21 protein-coding genes and 1 pseudogene are annotated in these 20,429 nt (G+C 69.7%); 15 read left to right on the top strand and 7 right to left on the bottom strand.

Annotation, left to right across the window (positions count from 1 at the left end):
* Positions 1 to 60: 60 nt before the first annotated feature.
* The 6 genes from HYV93_26290 to HYV93_26265 all read left to right on the top strand — a co-directional run bounded on the left by HYV93_26290 (position 61) and on the right by HYV93_26265 (position 9,416).
* The gene (locus tag HYV93_26290) at positions 61 to 900 is read left to right on the top strand and encodes a sigma-54-dependent Fis family transcriptional regulator (GenBank protein ID MBI2529485.1); all 840 of its coding nucleotides are present in this window, start codon (positions 61 to 63) and stop codon (positions 898 to 900) included.
* Positions 901 to 1,091: 191 nt separating this feature from the next.
* A complete protein-coding gene (locus tag HYV93_26285; GenBank protein ID MBI2529484.1) occupies positions 1,092 to 1,751 on the top strand; it encodes a hypothetical protein in 660 nt (219 codons plus the stop codon).
* Between the two features lie 41 nt (positions 1,752 to 1,792).
* Positions 1,793 to 2,053: a hypothetical protein gene (locus HYV93_26280; protein MBI2529483.1), complete on the top strand. Its 261-nt coding sequence runs from the start codon at positions 1,793 to 1,795 to the stop codon at positions 2,051 to 2,053.
* Between the two features lie 549 nt (positions 2,054 to 2,602).
* Positions 2,603 to 3,739 carry a phosphoribosylformylglycinamidine cyclo-ligase gene (gene purM, locus HYV93_26275; protein ID MBI2529482.1) on the top strand — a complete coding sequence of 379 codons (1,137 nt, stop codon included), beginning with the start codon at positions 2,603 to 2,605 and terminating at the stop codon, positions 3,737 to 3,739.
* Positions 3,740 to 4,353: 614 nt separating this feature from the next.
* Complete coding sequence (locus HYV93_26270; GenBank protein ID MBI2529481.1) at positions 4,354 to 8,490, top strand: hypothetical protein; 4,137 nt, start codon at positions 4,354 to 4,356, stop codon at positions 8,488 to 8,490.
* A complete protein-coding gene (locus tag HYV93_26265) occupies positions 8,481 to 9,416 on the top strand; it encodes a hypothetical protein (protein MBI2529480.1) in 936 nt (311 codons plus the stop codon). The genes HYV93_26270 and HYV93_26265 overlap by 10 nt, the downstream gene beginning before the upstream one ends.
* A gap of 114 nt (positions 9,417 to 9,530) precedes the next feature.
* Here the strand turns inward: HYV93_26265 and HYV93_26260 are convergent, their stop codons facing one another.
* On the bottom strand, positions 9,531 to 10,742 hold the full coding sequence (locus HYV93_26260; protein ID MBI2529479.1) for a GlxA family transcriptional regulator: 1,212 nt from the start codon (positions 10,740 to 10,742) through the stop codon (positions 9,531 to 9,533).
* Between the two features lie 110 nt (positions 10,743 to 10,852).
* Between HYV93_26260 and HYV93_26255 the strand changes: the two genes are divergently transcribed.
* The gene (locus HYV93_26255; GenBank protein ID MBI2529478.1) at positions 10,853 to 11,833 is read left to right on the top strand and encodes a phosphoglycerate dehydrogenase; all 981 of its coding nucleotides are present in this window, start codon (positions 10,853 to 10,855) and stop codon (positions 11,831 to 11,833) included.
* Positions 11,834 to 11,872: 39 nt separating this feature from the next.
* On the top strand, positions 11,873 to 13,159 hold the full coding sequence (locus tag HYV93_26250) for an MFS transporter (GenBank protein ID MBI2529477.1): 1,287 nt from the start codon (positions 11,873 to 11,875) through the stop codon (positions 13,157 to 13,159).
* Between the two features lie 65 nt (positions 13,160 to 13,224).
* Here the strand turns inward: HYV93_26250 and HYV93_26245 are convergent, their stop codons facing one another.
* Together HYV93_26245 and HYV93_26240 are read right to left on the bottom strand one after the other, a co-directional pair.
* The gene (locus tag HYV93_26245; protein MBI2529476.1) at positions 13,225 to 13,695 is read right to left on the bottom strand and encodes an XRE family transcriptional regulator; all 471 of its coding nucleotides are present in this window, start codon (positions 13,693 to 13,695) and stop codon (positions 13,225 to 13,227) included.
* On the bottom strand, positions 13,692 to 13,877 hold the full coding sequence (locus HYV93_26240; GenBank protein ID MBI2529475.1) for a DUF4160 domain-containing protein: 186 nt from the start codon (positions 13,875 to 13,877) through the stop codon (positions 13,692 to 13,694). Before HYV93_26240 ends, HYV93_26245 begins: the two co-directional genes overlap by 4 nt.
* Positions 13,878 to 14,155: 278 nt before the next feature.
* On the opposite strand from HYV93_26240, the gene HYV93_26235 reads away from it, so the two are divergent.
* Positions 14,156 to 14,323 (top strand): hypothetical protein, encoded by a 168-nt coding sequence (locus HYV93_26235; protein MBI2529474.1) that lies wholly within the window; start codon positions 14,156 to 14,158, stop codon positions 14,321 to 14,323.
* 5 nt (positions 14,324 to 14,328) lie between these two features.
* On the top strand, positions 14,329 to 14,538 hold the full coding sequence (locus tag HYV93_26230) for a hypothetical protein (protein ID MBI2529473.1): 210 nt from the start codon (positions 14,329 to 14,331) through the stop codon (positions 14,536 to 14,538).
* On the opposite strand, the gene HYV93_26225 is transcribed toward HYV93_26230, so the two are convergent.
* Positions 14,507 to 14,839: a carboxymuconolactone decarboxylase family protein gene (locus HYV93_26225; protein ID MBI2529472.1), complete on the bottom strand. Its 333-nt coding sequence runs from the start codon at positions 14,837 to 14,839 to the stop codon at positions 14,507 to 14,509. The genes HYV93_26230 and HYV93_26225 overlap by 32 nt on opposite strands.
* A 336-nt stretch (positions 14,840 to 15,175) precedes the next feature.
* On the opposite strand from HYV93_26225, the gene HYV93_26220 reads away from it, so the two are divergent.
* The 3 genes and pseudogenes from HYV93_26220 (at position 15,176) to HYV93_26210 (ending at position 17,147) form a co-directional block, all read left to right on the top strand.
* Complete coding sequence (locus HYV93_26220) at positions 15,176 to 15,571, top strand: DoxX family protein (GenBank protein ID MBI2529471.1); 396 nt, start codon at positions 15,176 to 15,178, stop codon at positions 15,569 to 15,571.
* A 170-nt stretch (positions 15,572 to 15,741) separates the two neighbouring features.
* Positions 15,742 to 16,857: an exo-alpha-sialidase gene (locus HYV93_26215; protein ID MBI2529470.1), complete on the top strand. Its 1,116-nt coding sequence runs from the start codon at positions 15,742 to 15,744 to the stop codon at positions 16,855 to 16,857.
* Positions 16,854 to 17,147: pseudogene (locus tag HYV93_26210) on the top strand (MoaD/ThiS family protein). The gene HYV93_26215 and the pseudogene HYV93_26210 overlap by 4 nt, the downstream one beginning before the upstream one ends.
* 46 nt (positions 17,148 to 17,193) lie before the next feature.
* Here the strand turns inward: HYV93_26210 and HYV93_26205 are convergent.
* The 3 genes from HYV93_26205 to HYV93_26195 all read right to left on the bottom strand — a co-directional run bounded on the left by HYV93_26205 (position 17,194) and on the right by HYV93_26195 (position 18,635).
* Positions 17,194 to 17,685: a CoA transferase gene (locus HYV93_26205; protein MBI2529469.1), complete on the bottom strand. Its 492-nt coding sequence runs from the start codon at positions 17,683 to 17,685 to the stop codon at positions 17,194 to 17,196.
* A 351-nt stretch (positions 17,686 to 18,036) separates the two neighbouring features.
* Positions 18,037 to 18,369, bottom strand: coding sequence for a type II toxin-antitoxin system PemK/MazF family toxin (locus HYV93_26200; GenBank protein ID MBI2529468.1), 333 nt, complete (start codon positions 18,367 to 18,369; stop codon positions 18,037 to 18,039).
* Positions 18,366 to 18,635, bottom strand: coding sequence for an AbrB/MazE/SpoVT family DNA-binding domain-containing protein (locus tag HYV93_26195; protein MBI2529467.1), 270 nt, complete (start codon positions 18,633 to 18,635; stop codon positions 18,366 to 18,368). Before HYV93_26195 ends, HYV93_26200 begins: the two co-directional genes overlap by 4 nt.
* A gap of 519 nt (positions 18,636 to 19,154) precedes the next feature.
* On the opposite strand from HYV93_26195, the gene HYV93_26190 reads away from it, so the two are divergent.
* Together HYV93_26190 and HYV93_26185 are read left to right on the top strand one after the other, a co-directional pair.
* Positions 19,155 to 19,379, top strand: coding sequence for a hypothetical protein (locus tag HYV93_26190; GenBank protein ID MBI2529466.1), 225 nt, complete (start codon positions 19,155 to 19,157; stop codon positions 19,377 to 19,379).
* 2 nt (positions 19,380 to 19,381) lie between these two features.
* On the top strand, positions 19,382 to 20,425 hold the full coding sequence (locus tag HYV93_26185) for a transposase (GenBank protein ID MBI2529465.1): 1,044 nt from the start codon (positions 19,382 to 19,384) through the stop codon (positions 20,423 to 20,425).
* The last annotated feature ends 4 nt before the right edge of the window (positions 20,426 to 20,429 follow it).

Here is a 20,429-nt window from a genome sequence, read left to right as displayed (position 1 = left end):
GAGCAGATCTGCCCTCCTTCCATCCGCCGGAACAGCGCCTGCATCGCGGCGCTCCGGCCGATGATCCCGTGGCAGGGGGAGACCGGGACGGGGAAGGACCTGGTTGCCTCGGTGGTCCGCCGGCTCGGCGCCAGGAGGGAGCGTCCCTGGCAGGTCGTCAACTGCGCGACGCTGGTGCGGGAGATGCTCCTGAGCGACCTCTTCGGCAACGAGCGGGGGGCCTTCACCGGGGCCGTCGCCCGGAAGGAAGGCCTCCTCGCTCTTGCCCATGGAGGGACCGTCTTCCTGGACGAGGTCGGCGAGCTGCCACTCGAGGCGCAGGCCATGCTCCTCCGCTTTCTCGAGAACGGGGAGCTGAGACCGGTGGGCTCCACGAGAACGACCAGGGTCGATGAGCGGGTGATCGCGGCGACGAACCGGGATCTGGAGCAGGCGGTGACGCGTCGGGAGTTCCGCGAGGATCTCTACGACCGGCTGACCGACATCGTGCTGGAGGTGCCGCCGCTCCGGGCGCGGCGCGAGGACACCCCCCTCCCCATCGAGCACTTCCGGATCTTGTTCAACGGCAAGCATGCCCTTGCGATCGAGGGGCTGAGGCCGGAGGCACTGGCAGCGATGATGGCGCACGAGTGGTCCGGCAACGTGCGCGCGCTGTCGAAGGCGCTCAAGGAGGCCATGGTCCTGCGCGAGGAGGGGTGGATTCAGCAGGGGGTGGATTCAGCAGGACGACCTCAGGATCGCGAGTGGCCCACGACTCGGGAGGCCATCGGCCGCTGGCGGAGAGGGGCCGGCCCGACCAGGCGTCCTGGCAGGGCCACCGCCGCCAGCGAGCAAGCGGCAGGAGACGGCGCTGAGAATCGCTCAGGAACAGGGTGCCGTGAACCGCCGTCAACTCGCTGAGCAATGTGGCGTCTCCGGAGAGACGGCGAGGGTGGAGCTGAACATCTTGACGAGGATGGGGTTCTTGCGGCAGGTAGGGAAGGGGCCGACGGCGCGGTACGTGCTGGCATGAGGGGGAGCGTAGAGGCGGCGCTCCTCATCGTTGCCGTTCTCGGCTATAGTCTGCTGACGCCACCCGGGCGAGGGAGCCGATGATCGTCTTCCAGGATGAGCCCGATCCCATCTTTCTCGCGATCGTCCACGAGGCGCTGGCGCACGTGCGCGATGTCCACCTCCTCCGCTATCTCCCTGGCCATCGGCTCACGGCGGCGGAGGCACTGGAGCTCGACGAGTTCTATCGCGACCTGTGCCCGGAGCTGGCGGCCTTCTTCACGCGGCGGGAGCTGGTCCGCGTCATCGACCGCCTGCTGCGCGCCAGCCGAGACGGCGGGCGGCGCTACCAGCTCACCGACTACCACTGGCTGGTCCTGTACTCGGGTCCTCAGATCTTCTTCGACCTCCATAACGACGGGGCCATCGGCGCCGAGGACCAGGTCGGCCCGTATGACATCGAGGTCATCGACTTCAACGCCATCGTGGACCGGTTCTTCTTCGACACCGACTTCCTGATGGGGGCGCGCCTGCTCGCGGCCGGGGAGGTGGCGCCGGGTCAGCTCGGTGCGACACGGCAGGCGTGGAGGATCGCCGGGCGTCTCAAGCCGGAGGCCGGGGATCTACGGCTCAAGGCAATCGCGAGTCCGGGGGAGAGCGCGGCGGGTCCGGAGAGGGCAGGCCGCCTCCCGGCGAGCGGCTACGTGGGGCCCTATCCGCTCCGAGAGCGTGACGACCGAGAGCAAGAGGGGGCCCGGTGATGGGGAGGAGCCGTCCGATCGGGCCCACGTGGGTGACCGACATGAGGCACTACCTGGATGGCTCCGGCACCATGGTTGACCTGCCTGGCCCGGCCCTCAACCTGGCGCTCTTCCTCGGGGCGATCGTCGCCTGGGTGACGAGCGGGCGGGCGGCTGCTGACCAACGGACGAACGTGGAGAGCCGGCGGAGCCCGGGGCGCCGGCGGTGTCCTGGCGAGATCGTCGCGTCCCTTGAGGCCGACGGCGAGACCATCGTGTGGCATTGCCCCGCCTGTGGCGACAACGGCGTCACGCGGGGGTGAGAGGGGCCTCCCCGGGGATCGGCGGCCACGGTCGGCGCAGGCATGACATGGCGGTCGAATGTCGCTCCGGCCGGGCCGTGGGAGCGACCTGTCAAGCGGGAGACCTCAAGGAAGCTCAATCCTGTTAATCGGTTATATTGGGTGCTCCGCTGCCGATCTGGTGCAAGTCCACGTGAAGGCCTGCTCGGGGATCCCGAGGCCGTCGCCGCTCTCATGGCCCTGATCGCGTTCTTGGCGGGCAGCGACCCCCTGTTGGTCCACCCCTGAGGCAAGGTGATCCTCGGTCGGGTCCACGGCCTGACCGCGCGGTATTGCGATGGCACCAGCGACTCATTCGAGGCCTTCCGCTGCGCATCTGGAAGCGCCGTATGGCGAGGCCGTGTAGAGTAAGATATCCTCGAACTGGAGGTCACGTTTTCGCTTGACAAACGGGCAGTTGCCTACTACAAGCTGTATCCCAGTGTGGGGTCGATCACTACATCTTGCGGGGCAAGGTTCCGATGGCCCCGTACGGCGTCTGCCTGAGTCGTCGGGCTATGGGGTCTAGACGTGTCGCATTCACTCGCCGGCAAGGAATCCATGCCCACTAATCGCTCGCTGAGCTACGACGCTACAGGAGTGCTCGACAACACGCAGCTCGGCCTAGGCGCGTTGCTCCGCTGGGTGAACAAGACCGCGGCATTTCGGAAGGAAGGGCAACCAGGCCACCGCGTTGTCGATGTCGGGTTCTTTGCAAGCGTCGTCGACATTGGGCACGGCTTGGGGCTTGCGCTCTGCACGGACGGGGTCGGTAGCAAAGTGCTAATCGCAGAGATGCTTGACCGCTACGACACGATCGGAATCGATTGCGTGGCGATGAACGTCAACGATGCGATCTGCGTTGGCGCCGAGCCAATCTCCTTTCTCGACTACATCGCAATCGAAAGCGCTACACCACGGGTGTTAGAAGAGATCGCCGAGGGTCTTTATCGAGGCGCAGAACTGGCCGGCGTTGCCATCGTCGGCGGGGAGATCTCGCAAATCCCGGACATCATCAAGGGCCACGGGCCGGGGCGCGGCTTAGATGTTGTCGGGATGTGCGCCGGCATTGTGCCCTTGTCCCGAATTATTCTCGGGAGGGAGGTCACCCCCGGGGACATCATCATAGGTGTCCGTAGCAGTGGTATTCACAGCAACGGTCTCACGCTCGCCCGAAGAGCGCTGTTGGACGAGGGAAAACTGAAAGCCGATCAGTACGTGGCCGACCTCGGCCGTACGGTGGGGGAGGAGCTGCTCCAACCCACCCACATTTATGTTCGTCCGGTGGTCGATCTCGTGAATCGGCAGCAGCTGCCGATTCGAGGTCTTGTCAACGTGACGAGTGACGGCTTTCTGAACTTGGCGCGCATTGACTCAAATGTCGGCTTTCACATCGATGACCTACCGGAGCCACAGCCGATCTTTGATTTGATTCAAGAAACCGGCGCCATTCCCGCGCGAGAGATGTATCGGGTCTTCAACATGGGAATTGGATTCTGCCTCATCGTTCAGGATGACGAAGTGTTGATCAAGGCGGTGAAGCAAGCCTTCGCGGCGAGCGGGTTCGCGACGCACATAATCGGCAAGGTCGTCGCTGACGAAAGGAAGCGCGTCTTCCTGCCGAAGCAGGGCCTCGTCGGTGAGGGCGAAGAGTTTACGGACCTGTAGAGCCGCTGACGTCTTGGATCGTGAGCGAGTAAAGTAGCGAGAAGTCTCGAACGTGCGAAGAGGCCCGCCCGTACGCTCCCTCCAGGGCCGCCAATGTACGCCTACGCCAGTCCTCCGCCACTTCACGGCTGATGGAGGGTTGCGAAGCAAGTGCAATCCCTTCCTCGCGGAGAAGCCTCAGCGACTCTGACTGGCTCACGTTGATCGACCTATGCTCGCCGTCTGCGTCTACGGTTCGACAATAGCAAGCTCGGATGACTGGCGCTATTCCCCAATTCATACACCACGAGCGCGCATCTGTCTCTCCCCTGACCGCGTGCGCCCGAGGTAGCCTGTGCGCGCCTGGGCGGCTGTCTGGCGGCAGCGAGTACCGTTTTCTCGTCAGTCAGCGCCTCAAGGCGGACCTCGACAACGGCGAACCTCAGGGAGGCGCTTGACTGATGCGTTATGCTTCCGGAGGACCCGGGGCGAGGCAGTCGAGGTGAACGCGCGAGCACCGCCGGTCGTCGTGCCTGTGGTCGGCCTTGCCCTGATCAGGAAGCGGCGGGGGCGGAGCGGCGAGCAATGAGTGCAGGAGAGGCGGGCTGTCGTCCGGCCGCGGGGAGAGAACCCTCATGCCATCGCTCGATCTGAGCAAGAGCGTCTTCAGCGCGGGCGGCACCGCTGCGACCGACTGGGGCGCGGCGAGCGGCTCGGCCGAGGTGACGGTGCGCGGGGCTGCCGAGCTCAAGCGCGGCATCAACCTCGATGTCGGCGCACAGGTCCTCGCCTCCGTGGACCTCGGCCTCAGCCAGTTCCTGACGGCTCAGCTCTCGGGAGAGGCGCAGGCGCAGGCGGCGCTCACCGCGCAGGTCCAGGTGCCGATGAACCTGTTCGGGGAGGTCGGTCTGGCCGTCCGCCTGGAAGCCATCGCCGAGCTGGCCGCGGCCGTGCGGGCCAGCGTCGGTCTCAGCATCGGTGACTTCATCGCCCTCGTCGAGCAGACGCCCGAGATGGCCGGCCTGCCGGCGCAGCTGTTTCGCGTGTTCCTGGAGGAGGTCGAGGTCTCGGCTGGGCTCTTTGCCAAGGCCGCGCTCACGGCCCAGGCCTATGCGGATCTCGTCATCACGGGGACCGCCCTCGACGATCCGGCGCGGGGCCTGCGTCCCGGCTTCAACATCGTCGCGGGTCTCGGCGCCGGGCTGAAAGCGGGCGCTGGCTTCCGCCTCTTCGCGCGCCTCGGCATCCAGGACTTCAGTCGGCTCGTCGGTCGCTCGGTCGACCTCCTGGTGGACGCGGTGGCGGAGCAGGTCGCCGCCGGCGTTCCCATCGACGACCCGGGGCTGGCGCAGCTCGTCGACGCCGCGCGGGCTCCCTGCAAGATCGCGCTGCGTGCGGCGTACGAGCTGGGCGACTTCCTCACGCGGCAGAATCCTCCGCGGGACGCCGATGGCGCGCGCGCGGTCGCGCTGCGGTGCGGGCAGGTGGTGCTCGAGGAGAGCCAGCGCTTCCTCCTGAGCAAGGCGGTCGAAGCGGGGCTGTCCGAGCTGCAGAGCGTCCTCTCGGCTCGCGCGAGCGCGGACGCCGCCGCGTGGAACGCCGCGATCGCGCAGCGTCGCGCCCTCGCGGACCGGCTCGCGGCGATGCCCGCGCAGCCGTTCGAGGGCACGGCCGCGAACCTCACCTACTGGAGCCAGGTCGTTGGGCCCGCCCTGGACCTCGCGGGCGCACTCGGGCTCGGCACGGACGCCACGATCGGGCGTGGCCTGTCCATCCTGTGGGCCGCAGGACAGCTCGCCGTCGCCGCCGCGGCGCGCGTCGTGCGCGCCAGCGGATCCGTGTCGATCATCGGCCTGCCGACGCGGACCGCTCACGAGTCGTTCACCGGAGACCTCGCGAGCCAGCCTCCCGCCGCGGTCGCCGGCGTCCTCCGCGCTCGCCTGGGCCTGGCCGGCGGCGCGGCGCTCAAGAAGGAACACCTGGTCGACTTCCTCGCCGACGCGACCGTGCTCGACCTCGTGCGCCGCGTTGCGCCGGGCGCCGAGGCGTTCCTCGACGCCTTCCGGGGCCCGATCGGCGCGAGCCCCAACGACATCGCGCGTGCGCTGCTCGGGAATGCCGGCGCCGTCGTGCGCGACGGCGCCGGCCAGCTCGACGACGTGGCGACCCTGACGGCGCTCGCCGACTCCCTGCGCGCCTTCGTCCACGAGCAGGTGGCCGGCGTGATCGCGCCGGCCGTGCGAAGCAGCCTGCCGGCGAGCACCGACGTCAAGACGCTCGTCGACGAGGTGCTCGTGCCGTCCGCGCTCTTCGCGGTGGACACGGTCTTCGATCAGGCGCTGCGCTGGAGCCGAGACGCTGTGCCGACGAGCCAGGTCACCGAGGCCCTGTCGGGCATCGTGATGAAGGTGCTGGGCCGCAGCGTCGTCGCCGCGGGGGACGTTCTGCTCGCGACGGTGCAGCAGCAGCTCTCCGGCATCCTGAACGAGCTGGCCGACCACATCGACGACCCGGGCGGCATCGTGTCGCTCCTCGCCGGCAACCCGGCGGCCGGCATGGCCGCGGAGGACATCGCCGACCTGCTGGCCGAGGTTTTGCGCATCGGCGCCGAGGTCTACGGGCCGCTGCCGAGCAGCCAGCGCCAGCGTCTGCGCGCGCTCATGTACCAGGTCATCGACCCGCTCCCCGCGGCGGGCGGCGGTGCGTTCCTCGACGAGCTGGCACGCGACAACTTCGTGCCGCAGTTCGAGGCGATCTCCGCGCTCGGGCAGGAGCTGGGCACGATCGGCGTCGAGCGCTTCTTCCGGCTGGTCGAGCTGCTGATCGAGCGCATCGGCCTCAAGCTCCTCGAGGATCTGGCGGAGGCGATCGAGGGTGCGGCGCAGCTCGTCGTCGACCTCGCGGCGGAGGTGATCGCCGCGCTGGGCGCGCTCGGGCAGCGGCTGCTCGAGCTCGTGGCCGAGATCGCCGCGCTCGCCCAGGAGGTGGCCGAGCGCTTCGCGGAGGCAGCCGACGCGCTCCTCGAGAGCCTGGCGAGCCTCGACACGACGACGGGCCGGAACCGGCTCAAGGATGGACTGGTCGATTCCGCCGTCGGCGCGGCGACGGACCTGCTCGAATCGAACGACATCTACAAGCACTGGGTGCCGGCGGACATCAAGGGCTCGGTCGAGTCGACCATGCGCAGCGCGCTGCGGTCGGCGCTCAACACGGGTGTGGTCTCCGTGATCCTCGACGCGGTGGGCGTGGTGGCGTCGTCTCTCGATGACCTGGTGGACGACGTGCGGGAGCTCGACGCGAACGCGCCGCTGGCGCCCCAGCTGCTCGAGCTGGTCCTCGACCGCATCGAGGACGCCGTGGAGGGAGCCTTCGGCGACGATCCGCGCATCGATCTCGAGTTCGAGGTGTCCTGGCAGTACACCGTGGTCGAGCACGTTGGCCCGGCGCCGTGGGACTTCGCCACGCGGAACCGCACGGCGAGCTACGCCATCGACCTCGGGCGCATCGACATCCCGCTCGACGACGTGCTGGCGGTCGTGCGGCAAGTCGGGCGCGGGCTCGGCGCGGTCGAAGCGGCGATCGAGGCGGCGGCCGGCAAGCTCGCGGCTGCCTTCGCCGCCGAGCAGCAGCTCCAGGCGCGCGAGACGGAGAAGGCCGGCCTCGAGACCGAGCAGGCCACGCTCGAGAAGCGCCGGGCCGAGACGGCGCCGGGGACGCGCTCGGTCGCGATCCTCTCGCCGGCGCGAATGCAGGTCGTCGATCGGCCGACGAGCGTGCGCGTCCGCATCGAGGGGGTGCCGGAGTCGATCGTCGAGGAGGGCGAGGAGGCGCCGCCGCGGCTGCTCGTGTTCCTGAACGGCGAGCCCGTGCCGCTGTCGAGATTCACCGTGGCGCCGCTCGCCGGCAGCGGGCCGGGGAAGGGAGGGCTGAGGGGCCTCGGCTTGCCGGCGCATCCGATCACCGGCGCAGCACTGCGCGGCAACCGAGCGGTCGGGGGCGCGAAGCAGCTGCGCGGTCACGGCGGCCACGGAGCGGCCGGTCTTGCGCTCGCACGGGAGGTGCTTCGCGAGCGGGCCGTGGCGCGCCTTCTGACGCGGCACGCTGGACGCCTCGGCGCGTCCGGGGGCGGGGGCGCTGCCGCACGGTCCGCCGGCGCGGCGCCGGGCGGCGTTCGGCCCGGCGAGCTCTCGGGCGTTCGCGACGTGGTGACGCCGAGCGATGCCGTGAGCCGCGGCGGGGGCGCGGGACGCGACCGCGGTCTGCTCCTCGGCGGCTCGGGTGCGACGTCGATCCGCGGGCTCGGCCGACCGATCTCAGGGGTGCTTCTGGGCGACGTCGTGCGCTCCGAGCGCGGCGGAACCTTGCTGACGGGAACGCTCGATCCGTCGCAGCTCAGCGCCGGCGTCAACGCGCTGAGCGTGGTCGTGCTCGACGGACAGGGCCAGCGCACCGAGGCGACGGTCTCGTTCCTTGCGGCGGCGCCCGCGGCCCCCGACCCGAAGGACGAGCGGCCGCGACTGCCGGGTATCCGCCTGCCGCTGCCGGAGAAGATGCGGCCGATCGTCATCGCGGGGTCGCGCGGACTGCTTCCGCCCAGGAAGAAGCGCCGCGCGACCGCGCAGAAGACGGGGGAGATGCTTCGCGCGAGCCGCCCCGATCCGTTGCGGCGGGTGCGGGGCGCATCGGCAGTGGTCGCGTCGCGGTTGCCCGAGCGCGCACGTGGGGCGCCCGGGACGCCGCAGGATCCGGAGGAGGGCAAGCGATGGTCCTGACCGGGGTGATCCCGCTCACACGCCTCCTGCTGGGGGCGACGCCCCCGTCGAGCGATCGGCAGCGTGCGGCGATCGACCTCGTCGACGTGTGGTTGCGCGATCGCGGCAGCGAGCCGGTGCGCTGGTTCTGCCCGCGCGCCGAGTTCGGCAGCCGGCTGAAGCAGCTCGTCCTCGAGCCGTGGCGGCTGCGACAGGGCAGCTTCGGCTGGTGCCTGCCGGCGGCGTTCTTGAACGCACAGCTCCGGCGCTTCCCCGAGACGGTCGCTCGGTTCGGAGTGAGCCTGTACGACACGGGTGCGGGCACGCTCGGCAGCATGAGCATCGAGGTGCCGGCGGAGCTCTACGCGTTCGACCTGCCGACGTACGTGCGCGGCGAGCTGGCGAGCGCACCGCTGCCGCCGGGGCGCACCCGGCCGATCGTCTTCACGCACACGGACTGGATCCTCCTCGGGGCCGTGCAGGACGAGTCGAACGACGTCATCGACTACGAGGGGCCCATCAACGACACGGGGGCATCGCCCAACATCACGCAGGGCTCGTGTGCCGAGCTCTTCGAGGGCACCGGTCTCTACACGGAAGTGAAGAGCATCGGCTTCGCCGCGTCCGAGACACCGGCCTCGGCCCTCGCGAAGCTCGGCCCGTCGGAGAAGACCGACATCGTCCTGTTCGGACGATTTTCCTTCTTCACGACCGCCCTGGAGTCGCCGGTGGGTGGACTCAACGCGCACGCCGTCGCCCTCGTCAACCAGCCGGTCCTCGAGGGCGGCGAGATGAAGCTCTGCTTCTTTAGCTGGGGCGACGAGGCGCCGGTGGTGACGAGGATCTCGCCCGTCACGGGCGGGCTCGAGCTCGCGGCCGGCGCGGGCGCGTTCGGTCCGGCGCCGGTTTCCAACGTCTCGGGAGCCGTGATCGCGCGCGTCGCGTGAGACGGCTCGTCGTTCCCCGCCGACTCCTCGCGGCGCGCGCCGCCGACGCCGGGGGTCACGTCGGCTCCTTCACCTCCTCGAGGTGGACGACGAACCGGGAGCGGCGCCGAGCAGTCAGGTCTTGCCGACCTGGCCGGGACGAGACGGGCCGCTCGCCCGCGGAACGCTCGAGCCACCCACCGGGCGGAGGTCCCGCTCGCCGAGGCCAGCGACAGCCACACGCAGGTTCTGCCGACGGTTCGAGGTCGTGGCTACGCGGGCGGTCCTCGCGATTTCTCGTCGGGCAGCGACCAGCGGGCCGTGGAGCTCCGCCGCCCTCATGCGAGCGCTCGCGGCGGGAGTCTGAAAGTGGCGCCGATATCGGCGCGGTGTCGTCCCCAGGGCCCGGAGGAGAGCCCGTCGCATGACGTCGACGCTCCGGAACCCGGACGCGTTCGCCACTTGCTCGAGACTCCTGTCGGTCTGCTCCAGGAGCCGCCGGGCGGCCTCGACGCGCACCAGGAGGAGATAGTGGCCGGGCGAGGTACCGAACTCCCGCGTGAAGACCCGCGCGAAGTTCCGCGCGCTCATCGCGACCCGATCGGCGAGCGCGTCGACCGACAGTGGCTGGTCGAGGTGTTCCGTCATCCACACCTGCAGCTCGTGCATCGACCTCGTGTGCGAGGCCTGCGTTTCGAGTGCGACGCTGAGCTGGTCCTGACCGCCCGGGCGGCGGAGGAACAACACCAGCTCGCGCGCCACCTTCAGGGCCGCGGCGGTGCCGAAGTCCTCTTCGACCCAGGCGAGCGCGAGATCCATCCCGGCTGAGATACCAGCCGAGGTGTAGATGTTGCCGTCCTGGACCCACGTCGGTCGGGGATCGACGGCGACCCGCGGGTAGCGATCGGCGAACTCCCGCGCGTACCTCCAGTGCGCGGTTGCCCGGCGGCCATCCAGGATACCGGCTCCGGCCAGGAGAAAGGCGCCGACGCACACCGACCCGAGGCGGCGAGTGGTCGCCGCCACCCGTCTGAGCCAGCCGAAGAGCGCCGGATCGCGCATCGTGCGGGCGCCGACGCCACAGACGATCAGCACGGAGTCGGCGCGGCCGCCCGCGTCACGATAGTGCCGATGCGCGAGGAGCGACAGCCCGGACTCTCCCTCGACCCGTCGATCTGGCGCCGTGGTGACGACCTCGACCGCATAGGGCTTCCGGCCGCCCCCCAGCAAGCGATTCGCCGTCCCGAACACCTCGACCGGCCCGACGAGGTCGAGCTCGTCCACCGGGGGGACCACGAGGAGGACGACGCGCTTCGCCATGACGAGGGGAATCTTGCTCTCCGGCATCCGTTCGCGCAAGCGCGAGGGAGCCCGGTGGCAGGAATCGTCTGAAGTGTGTCAGGCATGCGCGCTCGGCGCCCGGCATGCTGCGACCGGAGCCAGAAAGGAGGCCGTTCATGCTCGGAATCGGCTTCGCCGGAACCTTCTCCGCGAGTCTCGAAGAGGCCGTGCGGGCCCGCCTGGACATGCCGTGCCACGTCATCGTGGCCGACGAGGTCGGGATCGTCTCGCGGCTGTCCGAGGTCGACGTCCTGGTCACCCTCGCCTTCACCCGTGAGATGGGAGAGGCGGCGCGGCGGCTCAAGCTCGTGCAGGTGCCGGGCGCCGGCGTCGACCGGATCGACCGATCGGCGCTGCCGGCCGGCACATGGCTGGCGAACGCCTACGGCCACGAGGTGGGCATCGCGGAGTACGTGGTCGGGGCGATGGTGGCCCTGAGCCGTGGGTTCAGCCGCCTCGACGCTCGCCTGCGGCGGGGGGAGTGGGAGAGCCAGTGGGCGCCAGGCTCGCCACCGGCGCCGTGGCCGGAACTGGCCGGCAAGACGCTCGGCATCCTCGGGTACGGCCGGATCGGACGGGCTGTCGCCAGGCGGGCCCGGGCCTTCGACATGGCCGTCTGGGCCATCCGGCGCGACGCGACGCAGCCCGTCGCGCCGGCGCTCGATTTCCTCGGCGACCCCGACGCCCTGGACGCAGTCCTGCGGCGGGCCGACTACCTGGTGATCACGCTCTCGCTCACGCAGGCGACGCGCGGGCTCCTCGGAGAGCGGGAGCTCGGCCTGATGAAGGCGAATGCGGTCCTCGTCAACGTGGCGCGCGCCGAGATCGTCGACGAGGAGGCGCTCTACCAGGCGCTGGCCCAGCGGACGATCGCCGGCGCCGCCCTCGACGTCTGGTATCGGTATCCGGCGGGCGCCGGCCCGACCTTTCCCGGGCGCCGTGCCTTCCACGATCTGCCCAACGTGCTGATGACGCCGCACGTGGCCGGCTGGACCGAAGGGATGGTGGAGGCGCGGGCGACGCTCATCGCGGAGAACATCCGCCGGGCCGCGCAGGGCGAGCCCCCGCTGAACCTGATCCCGCCGGCACCCGGGTAGCCCGGCTCCGGCGTGGTCGGAGCGGGCGGGAATCCTCGCGTGCGCGCGCCCTTCTTCTACGGGTGGGTCATCGTGGCGGTCGCCTTCGTCACCATGGGGGTGGGCGTCAACGCGCGGACCGCCTTCTCGCTGCTCTTCCCGCCGATCCTCGACGAGTTCGGCTGGGAGCGCGGCGTGACGGCCGGGGCCTTCTCCTTCGGCTTCCTCGTCTCAGGGGTCCTGAGCCCGTTCCTCGGTCGACTGATGGACCGGCGCGGCCCCCGGGTCGTCATGGAACTCGGCGTGGGCTTGATGGCGGCCGGGCTGATGCTGGCCCCGCTGGTGCGGGAGCCCTGGCATCTCTACGCCACGCTCGGCGTGCTGGTCGGCGGGGGCAGCATCTGCCTCTCGTACACCGGTCAGGCGCTCTACCTGCCCAGCTGGTTCGTGCGCCGGCGGGGACTCGCCATGAGCGTGGCGTACTCCGGCGTCGGCGGGGGCTCGATCATCCTGTTGCCCTGGGTGCAGTCCCTCATCGGGCGCGCTGGCTGGCGGACCGCCTGCCTTGCCCTCGGCCTCGTGACGCTGGGCGTGCTGGCGCCGCTCAACCTCATGGTGCGGCGGCGGCCCGAGGACCTGGGGCTCTTGCCGGACGGTGACCGCGCCTCGCGCGATGCCGCCCCCGGCGGCCCACTGACGAACGTGGTCGACCGGGCCTGGGCCGCCGTGGACTGGACGCTCGGCCGCGCCCTGCGCACGGGCCGGTTCTGGTGGATCGCGCTGGGATACTTCTGGGCGATGTTCGCCTGGTACGCGGTGCAGGTCCACCAGACGAAGTACCTGGTCGAGGTCGGGTTCACGTCGACCGGCGCCGCGTGGGCGCTCGGATTCGTGAGCCTCGTGGCCGTTCCCGGCCAGATCGCGCTCGGCCATCTCTCGGACCGGATCGGGCGCGAATGGGTGTGGACGGTGGGCTGCGTGGGCTTCGCCCTCTGCTACCTCGCCCTGCTCCTCCTGCGCCACGCCCCGACGCCGGGGCTGCTCTGGCTGATGATCCTCTCGCAGGGCATGCTCGGCTATGGCCTCACCTCCGTCCTCGGCGCGATCCCCGTCGAGATCTTCGAGGGTCGGGAGTACGGCGCCATCTTCGGCACCCTCATGCTGGCGGCCGTGGCGGGCGGGGCCGCCGGCGCGTGGGCGACGGGCGCGCTCCACGACGCCACCGGAAGCTACGCCCTGGCCTTCTCGATCGCCATCGGCGGCAGCGCGGTCTCGGCCGTCGCCATCTGGCTCGCCGCCCCGCGCAACGTGCGGGCCGTCGCCGGGCGCCTCCGTCGGCTGACGTAGATTGGCGTGGCCCAGCCGCCGGCCTCTTCGTGTTGGCGCGAGCAGGCCCAGGGGGGCGGCCCTGGCTAGGCGCTCTTTGCGTGCACGACGAGCTGCACGTCGCAATCCAGCACCTGGAGGAGCCGGAGCAGCTGGTCGACAGACTTCCGGTAGTTCGTCTGATCCAGGAGTCGGTAGAGCTGCGTCGGGGAGGTTCCGAGCCGACGGATGATCTCGCGCTTGGCCAGCGGCGAGGCGGCGATGCGCTTCTGGGCTTCGAGCGTCAGCTGATACACGAGCAGATCGCGCAGGTGGTCGGGGTCCTGGTTGTACTCGAGAACGTCCTCCACGTGGACGGTCCCCTCCTGACCGGACTTGAGCGCATACGTGAATCCCTCTGCGTCCAGCTCCCGGTCGACGTACGCGCGCGCGATGGGATCCTCGGCCGTTGGCTGCACCTCGAGGAGCTGGGCAAACGGGAACAGGAGCCGCTTCCCGGCTGCCATCACCTCGAAGGCCTTGCGTCGATTGTTGGCCTTCACGCTGCGAATCTTCATAGCCGCTCCTCGGCCTCGAGCTGCGCGATCAACTCGAGGACCTTGGCCGATGCCTTCCCCTTCATCGGCATCCTGTTCTCGAGATCCCACTTCACGATGAACCTGCCGTTCCGGTAGACGTGGACATGCCGCGGCGGATGATCGCTCCGCCGGGAGAGGAAGATATAGCCGCCACGCCGAATCTTTCGGCACGACTGATGTTACCGCAGGAAGTAACGCTTTTCAACCGCGGCACGCAGGATGCCTCGCACGCCTGCGCGTGGCGCTGGACCATGCTGAGGGTCTTTCACCCGTCGAGCTCCTTGCCCACACTGCGGATCGGCCGCCGGGCAGGCGCCACCCAACGGCAAGCTCCAAGGCTCGAGCCCTTGGCGGCCCACCAGGCTCCTCGGGCGCCTCCGGAGCAAGCAGGATCCCCCTCACCTGGATCTTCGGGTAAGATGCGGCTGTGCGAGCCTGGGTGGCAGTCACCGATAGAGACTGGTGCCGGTTCCTGAGCCGGCGGCCTGATCTCGAGGAGGTCAACTACCCGCACTCCGGGAACCGGATCTGGCTGCCGGGCCAGGCTGCGGACCAGCCCGGCCGCGAGTTCCTGGAATGGCACGCCGACACGGTGTACCGAGGGTAGGGGGCGTGTCCGAGGCGGATGTCGATGACCGGGTGCGGACGCGGGCCTTCGAGTTCCTCCGTCAGCAGACCGATCAGCATGGGGAGATCCTCTCCCCCGCCGCGCTCTCGAAGGGCTTCGAGTTCGACGGGCGGCGCGTGCCGCTGCTGGGGCCCATGGTGCCCAGTCCGATGAATCCGACCTTCACGCCTTCTTCTCCTCGAAGACTTGCTTGACCACGCGTGCGGCCGACATGGCGCTGGGCCAGCCGGCGTAGAAGGCCAGGTGGGTGATGAGCTCGCCGATCTCCTCCTTCGTGACGCCGTTGGCCAGCGCGCGCTCGGTGTGGCCCTTGAGCTGGTCGGGTCGGTAGAGGGCCACCAGCGCCGCGACGGTGATGAGGCTCCGGTCGCGCTTGGACAGCCCCGGGCGCTCCCAGATGTCGGGGTAGAGGAGCGTCTCGGTGAGCTCGATGAGCCGGGGCACGACCGGGCGGACCTCGTTGCGGACCGGCGGAACTGGCGCGGGGGTGGTCATGGCTCCTCCTTGGGTCTCAGGGGTGGGGTCTGACGTTGACGCCGGGATCCGTAGAATCTCGCACAAGACAGGAGGCTTGACCATGCCCACGGCGAGCTGGCCGGGGGGGCGGACCTCGTGATCCCGGGGCACGACCCGCTGGTGCTCGAGCGCCTGAGCCGGGTGACCGACGGCATCGTCGAGCTGTAGCAGGAGACCGTCGGGCGTGATCGCGGAGGGCACCGCACTCAGCGGGTCCAAGGGGCGACTCCTTGACGGCCCACCATTGCAGGCGGACACTTCGGCGAGAGCGGAGGCCCCCGTCCTCATCCTCGCGGGGGGTGGAGGAGACCGATCATGACCCATGCGCTGTGGATCGTTCAGGGGCTGCTCGCGCTCCTCTTTCTGTGGGCCGGGGGAATGAAGCTGGTCCTGCCGCTCGAGAAGCTGACGGGGCCGGTGGCGCTGCCGGGCTCGTTCATGCGGTTCATCGGCGTGGCCGAGATGCTCGGCGCGCTCGGCCTGATCCTGCCCGGGCTCCTGCGCATCCGGCCGGGCCTCACCCCGCTGGCCGCCTGCGGCCTCGTCATCATCATGATCGGGGCCACGGTGGTCACGCTGGCGGGCGGTGATGTCGTGGCGGCGCTGATCTCGGTCGTGGTGGGGTTCTTCGCGGCGTTTGTCGCCTATGGCCGCTGGCAGCTGGCGCCGCATCGCGGGTCGTCGACCGCATCCGGGGGCCGCCCGGCCTGACGGACACCGGATCCCGCGTGAAGCCGCCCGCTTGCCCTGGGTCGTAGAATTCTGAACACGGGGATGCACGGCGGCGAGCGCTGCCTGGGCTTCCCATTGCCCCCGGGGATCGAGCACCGTCGAGGTCCGGCGCCTGAGGGAAGGCGTGTCGGACCGGGAAGGAGGCGGGGATGAGCAGCGTACGGATACTGGTCGGGACGCGCAAGGGCGCCTTCGTCATGACGTCGGACGGCAGGCGCACGCAGTGGGATATCACTGGCCCGCACTTCGGGGGCTGGGAGATGTACCACCTCAAGGGATCACCCGCGGACCCGAATCGGCTGTATGCCTCGCAGTCCAGCAGCTGGTTCGGGCAGCTGATCCAGCGCTCCGATGACGGGGGCAAGACGTGGGAGCCCGTGGGGAACAAGTTCGTGTACGAGGGGGTCACCGGGACTCACCAGTGGTACGACGGGACGCCGCACCCCTGGGAGTTCGCGCGGGTCTGGCATCTCGAGCCCTCCCTCACCGATCCGGACACGGTCTACGCCGGGGTCGAGGACGCCGCCCTGTTCCGCTCGGCCGATGGCGGGCAGACGTGGCAGGAGCTCCCCGGCCTGCGCGGCCACGGCTCGGCGTCCTCCTGGCAGCCCGGCGCCGGTGGGATGTGTCTGCACACGATCCTCCTGGATCCGGGCCACCCCGAGCGCATCTTCATCGCCATCTCGGCGGCGGGCGCGTTCCGGAGTGACGACGCCGGCACGACATGGCGGCCGATCAACCGGGGCCTCACCTCCGACGGCCTCCCGAACCCGACGGCCGAGGTCGGCCACTGCGTGCACCGCATCGCGATGCACCGGGCGCGTCCGGGCGTGCTGTTCATGCAGAAGCACTGGGACGTCATGCGCAGCGACGACGCCGGCGAGTCGTGGCGCGAGGTGAGCGGGAACCTGCCGACCGACTTCGGGTTCCCCATCGACGTGCACGCGCACGAGCCGGAGACGCTCTACGTGGTCCCGATCAAGAGCGACTCCGAGCACTACCCGCCGGATGGGAAGCTGCGCGTCTACCGCAGCCGCACGGGCGGCCACGAGTGGGAGGCGCTCACGAACGGGCTGCCGCAACGCCACTGCTACGTCAACGTGCTGCGCGACGCGATGGCCGTCGACTCGCTCGAGCCGTGCGGCGTGTACTTCGGGACCACCGGCGGCCAGGTGTACGCCTCGGCGGATGCCGGGGACAGCTGGGCGCCGATCGTGCGGGATCTTCCGTCCGTGGTGTCCGTCGAGGCCCAGACGCTGCCGTGATCCGGGTCGTGCTCCCGGCCCACCTGCGGACGCTCGTGCACGTCGACGGCGAGGTGACGGTCGACGTTGCGGCTCCCGTCACGCAGCGCTCGGTCCTCGATGCGCTGGAGAGCCGCTATCCGGTGCTGCGCGGGACGATCCGCGATCAGATCACGCAGCAGCGCCGGGCATTCCTCAGAGTCTTCGCCTGCGGGAACGATCTGTCCCACGAGCCGCCGGACACCCCGCTGCCGGACCCCGTGGCGGCGGGGACAGAGCCGCTTCTGGTCGTGGGCGCCATGGCGGGCGGCCAGGGGCAAGCCGGCAGCGGCGGTGGCGATGAGCGGCCGCCGTCGCTCAGATCGCCCCGTCGGCCCTGAGCTGGGCGATCTCCGCCGACTCGAGCCCCAGCTCGCCGAGGATCTCCTCGGTGTGCTGGCCGAGGGTCGGCGGGGGCCGCCGGAGCCGGGTCGGGGTGCCGGCCATCGTGACGGGAGAGCCGAGGGCGCGGAAGGGCCCCGCCGTGGGGTGGTCGATCGTCTCCACCATCGCGCGTGCCAGCGCCTGGGGATCGGCGAGGGCCTCGGCGACGGTGCTGACGCGGCCGCAGGGCACGCCGACGGCCCGCAAGCGCGCGATCCACACCTCGGCCGACTCGCCGGCGAGGGCCTCCTGGACGAGGCGGTCCACCCTCTCGCGGTTCACGACGCGGGCGGCATTGGTGGCGAGCCGCGGGTCGGTGGCCCACTCGGGGTGAGCCACGGCCGCAGCGAGGCGGGCGAACTGCGCGTCGTTGCCGACGGCCAGGGCGAGCGCGCCCGTCCGGGTCGCGTAGGTCCGGTACGGCACCCGGCAATTCCTCGCCTCGGTCCAGCCCGACCTCGACTTTCGCGTGATCCCTGACTCGGGCCACTGGAGTCCCTACGAGGCAGCCGACGCGCTCAACGCCGCCTTGTTCGACATGCTGGGAGCGAATCCGGCCCGGCCGCCTCGACGTTGCTGATCGCATCGGCGTGGATCTCCACCATCACATCGCCACGCTCATCGGCGACCCACTCCGACTCATCGACGACGCCGTCGAGTTCCGCCAGTTGTCCTGGCCGTCTGCGTCGCGCTGATCGAAAACGAGGTGTGCGCGCCCAGGAGGTCGAGTCGGCCGTCAGGCCGTTGCGTTGGTCGCGGATGCCGGACTGCGGGTTGCTATGCTCCGTACATCTCGGTGATGAGATGCCGAAGCTGCGCTGCGAGTGATGGCGCCAGCCGGTCTACCCGCTGCCCGAGGCGTTCCGTGCTGACCGTGCGGATCTGGTCGACAGCGATCTCCGCCTTCCGGCCCGCACACGCGCACTGGATGCGGCTACGCCAGCGGAGGTGAAGTCGCGTGGTGAGGGGGCATACGACCACCGTATCCAGGTGTCGGTTCATCGCGTCGAGGCTCACGACGACCACAGGTCGCGTCTTCGCGATCTCGCTGCCGCGGGTCGGATCGAGGTCTGCCCGATAGATGCCGTACCGCTCGATAGCCCGGCTCACCAGGGTTCTTGGTCGAGCCCGTCGTTCAGCGTGGCATCCAGGTCGCTCCAATCCTCGCGCTCGTGAGCCATGTCCTTGAAGGTTTCGTCCCAGGAGAGCCGCTTGTCCTTCTTCTTGCTGCGAAGCAGGAGCCCGTCCTCTCGCTCCTCGACAACGACCGCGTCCCGAATCGCGTACTTGTCGAGGACCGCTTTCGGCAGGCGCACCCCGCGCGAATTCCCGATCGGTACGACCTTCAGTTCCAGCGAGCGAATGGTCCGTGGCATGTCCGTGGCTCCTCGAGCGCGATGATGTAATTACTGTATCCACATCGAGGGCTCGCGTCAATGCATGGTCAAACAGGACGGGCAGCACGAGCAGGACCCGCTGCAGGACGAATCTCAGCATGACAGCGCGGGCGGTGCGGATGTATATCCTGTGAAGGCCAGCGGATTGACCCATCCTGCAACTCGTCCCTTGCTCGTCATCTTCTTCCCGGGCCCCTAGCATGGCCATTCGGGAGTCTGCGTATCCCGTTAACTCTGTGCCATTGGCTCCTCATACTCCTACCGACCCCCGGAATGATCCGGGGAGGAGGAGAGACGAAGGCCAGGCGTGAAGGGTCAGAGCTTGCTGGCCAGAGGACCGATCGGCTCGCAACCCTCGAGGCTCAGCCCCAGACTGTCCCGGTCGGCAAGAGAACGGCGGAGAGGTTCCATAGAAAGTGGTCCCGACTGAGGACCGGTATAAGGGCAACCAGCCGTTCCGGCTCTGAGGCCGCGACGCCGGGCAAAGGAGGCGCGGCCATGCGGTACTACATCGGAGTGGACTGGGCGGATGAAGCGCATGCGGTGTGGGTCGAGGACGAGCAGGGGCAGCGGGTCAGCGCGGGCATGGTGCCGCATAGCCCCGTGGGGTTCAGTGAGTGGGGGCGACAGCTGGACGAATGGCGCGCGCAGGGCCTCGGGCTGTGGGCGGCGATCGAGCGGCCGGAGGGTCGGGTGGTGGACGTGCTGCTGGACATGGCGTGAGGGTGTACCCGGTCAATCCCAAGGCCCTGGACCGGGCACGGGATCGGTTCCGCCAGAGCGGGGCCAAGGACGACTTGTTCGATGCCCGGGTGCTGGCGGGCTTTCTGCGGACGGATCACCCCCACCTGCTGGCGCTGGGGCCGAGCTCGGAGGCGGCGCAGGAGCTGAAGCTGCTGACCGAGGACTATCAGCGCCAGGGGCGCACGCACACGCGGCTGGTGAACCAGCTGACGGCGACGCTGAAGGCTTACTATCCGCGGGCGGTGGACGTGGCGGAGCTGACGACGGCCCTCGCCGCCGCCTTCCTGCAGGCGTATCCGACCCCCGCGACGCTGATGACGCTGACCGAGCGGCAGTGGCAGCGGTGGGCCAAGGCGCACCACCTGAGCGAGGCGCGGACCACGGACCTGTGGACCAAGCTGCAGCAGCCGCAGCTGCCGGTGCCCCCGCATGTCGTCCGCGCCAAGAGCCGGTTGATGCAGGCGCTGGTCACGGAATTGACCGCGGTCGTGGCGGCGGTGGCCAGTTATCGACAGGCGATCGACGATTTTTTCGCGACCATGCCGGCGGCGGCTCAGGCGCGGACGCTGCCGGTCGGTGAGCACGGGGTGACGGTGCCCACGCTGTGGGCCCGCCTGGGCGACGCCCCCGGGCGGTGGGAGTCGTTTCGGCACCTGCAGGCCCAGGCGGGGATGGTGCCCGTCACCGTGCGGAGCGGGAAACAGGTGGTGGTGCGGTTCCGCTTCGCCTGCGACAAGCAGCTGCGCTACGCCGTGGACCAGCTGGCGTGGCTGTCCCTGCAGCGCAGTGAGTGGGCGCGGGCCTACTACGACGAGCAGCGAGCGCGGGGCCATCGGCATCGCCGGGCGCTGCGGGCCTTGGGGGCGAAATGGCTGAAGATCATCTTCATCATGTGGCAGCGCCACGTCCCGTATCGCGAGGAGCATCATCTGGCGACCATGGCCCGGCAGGCGTTGCGGCACCCGGAGAAAAAAATCGCGCTCTTCACCAGAATCTGTGGGCGCCCCTCTGTTCATGCGGCTTGACGGC

It is taken from the genome of Candidatus Rokuibacteriota bacterium, assembly GCA_016188005.1.
GTDB lineage: Bacteria > Methylomirabilota > Methylomirabilia > Rokubacteriales > CSP1-6 > UBA12499.
The sequence above is the reverse complement of the archived record's forward strand: the minus strand, read 5'-3'. Positions and strand labels throughout refer to the sequence as shown.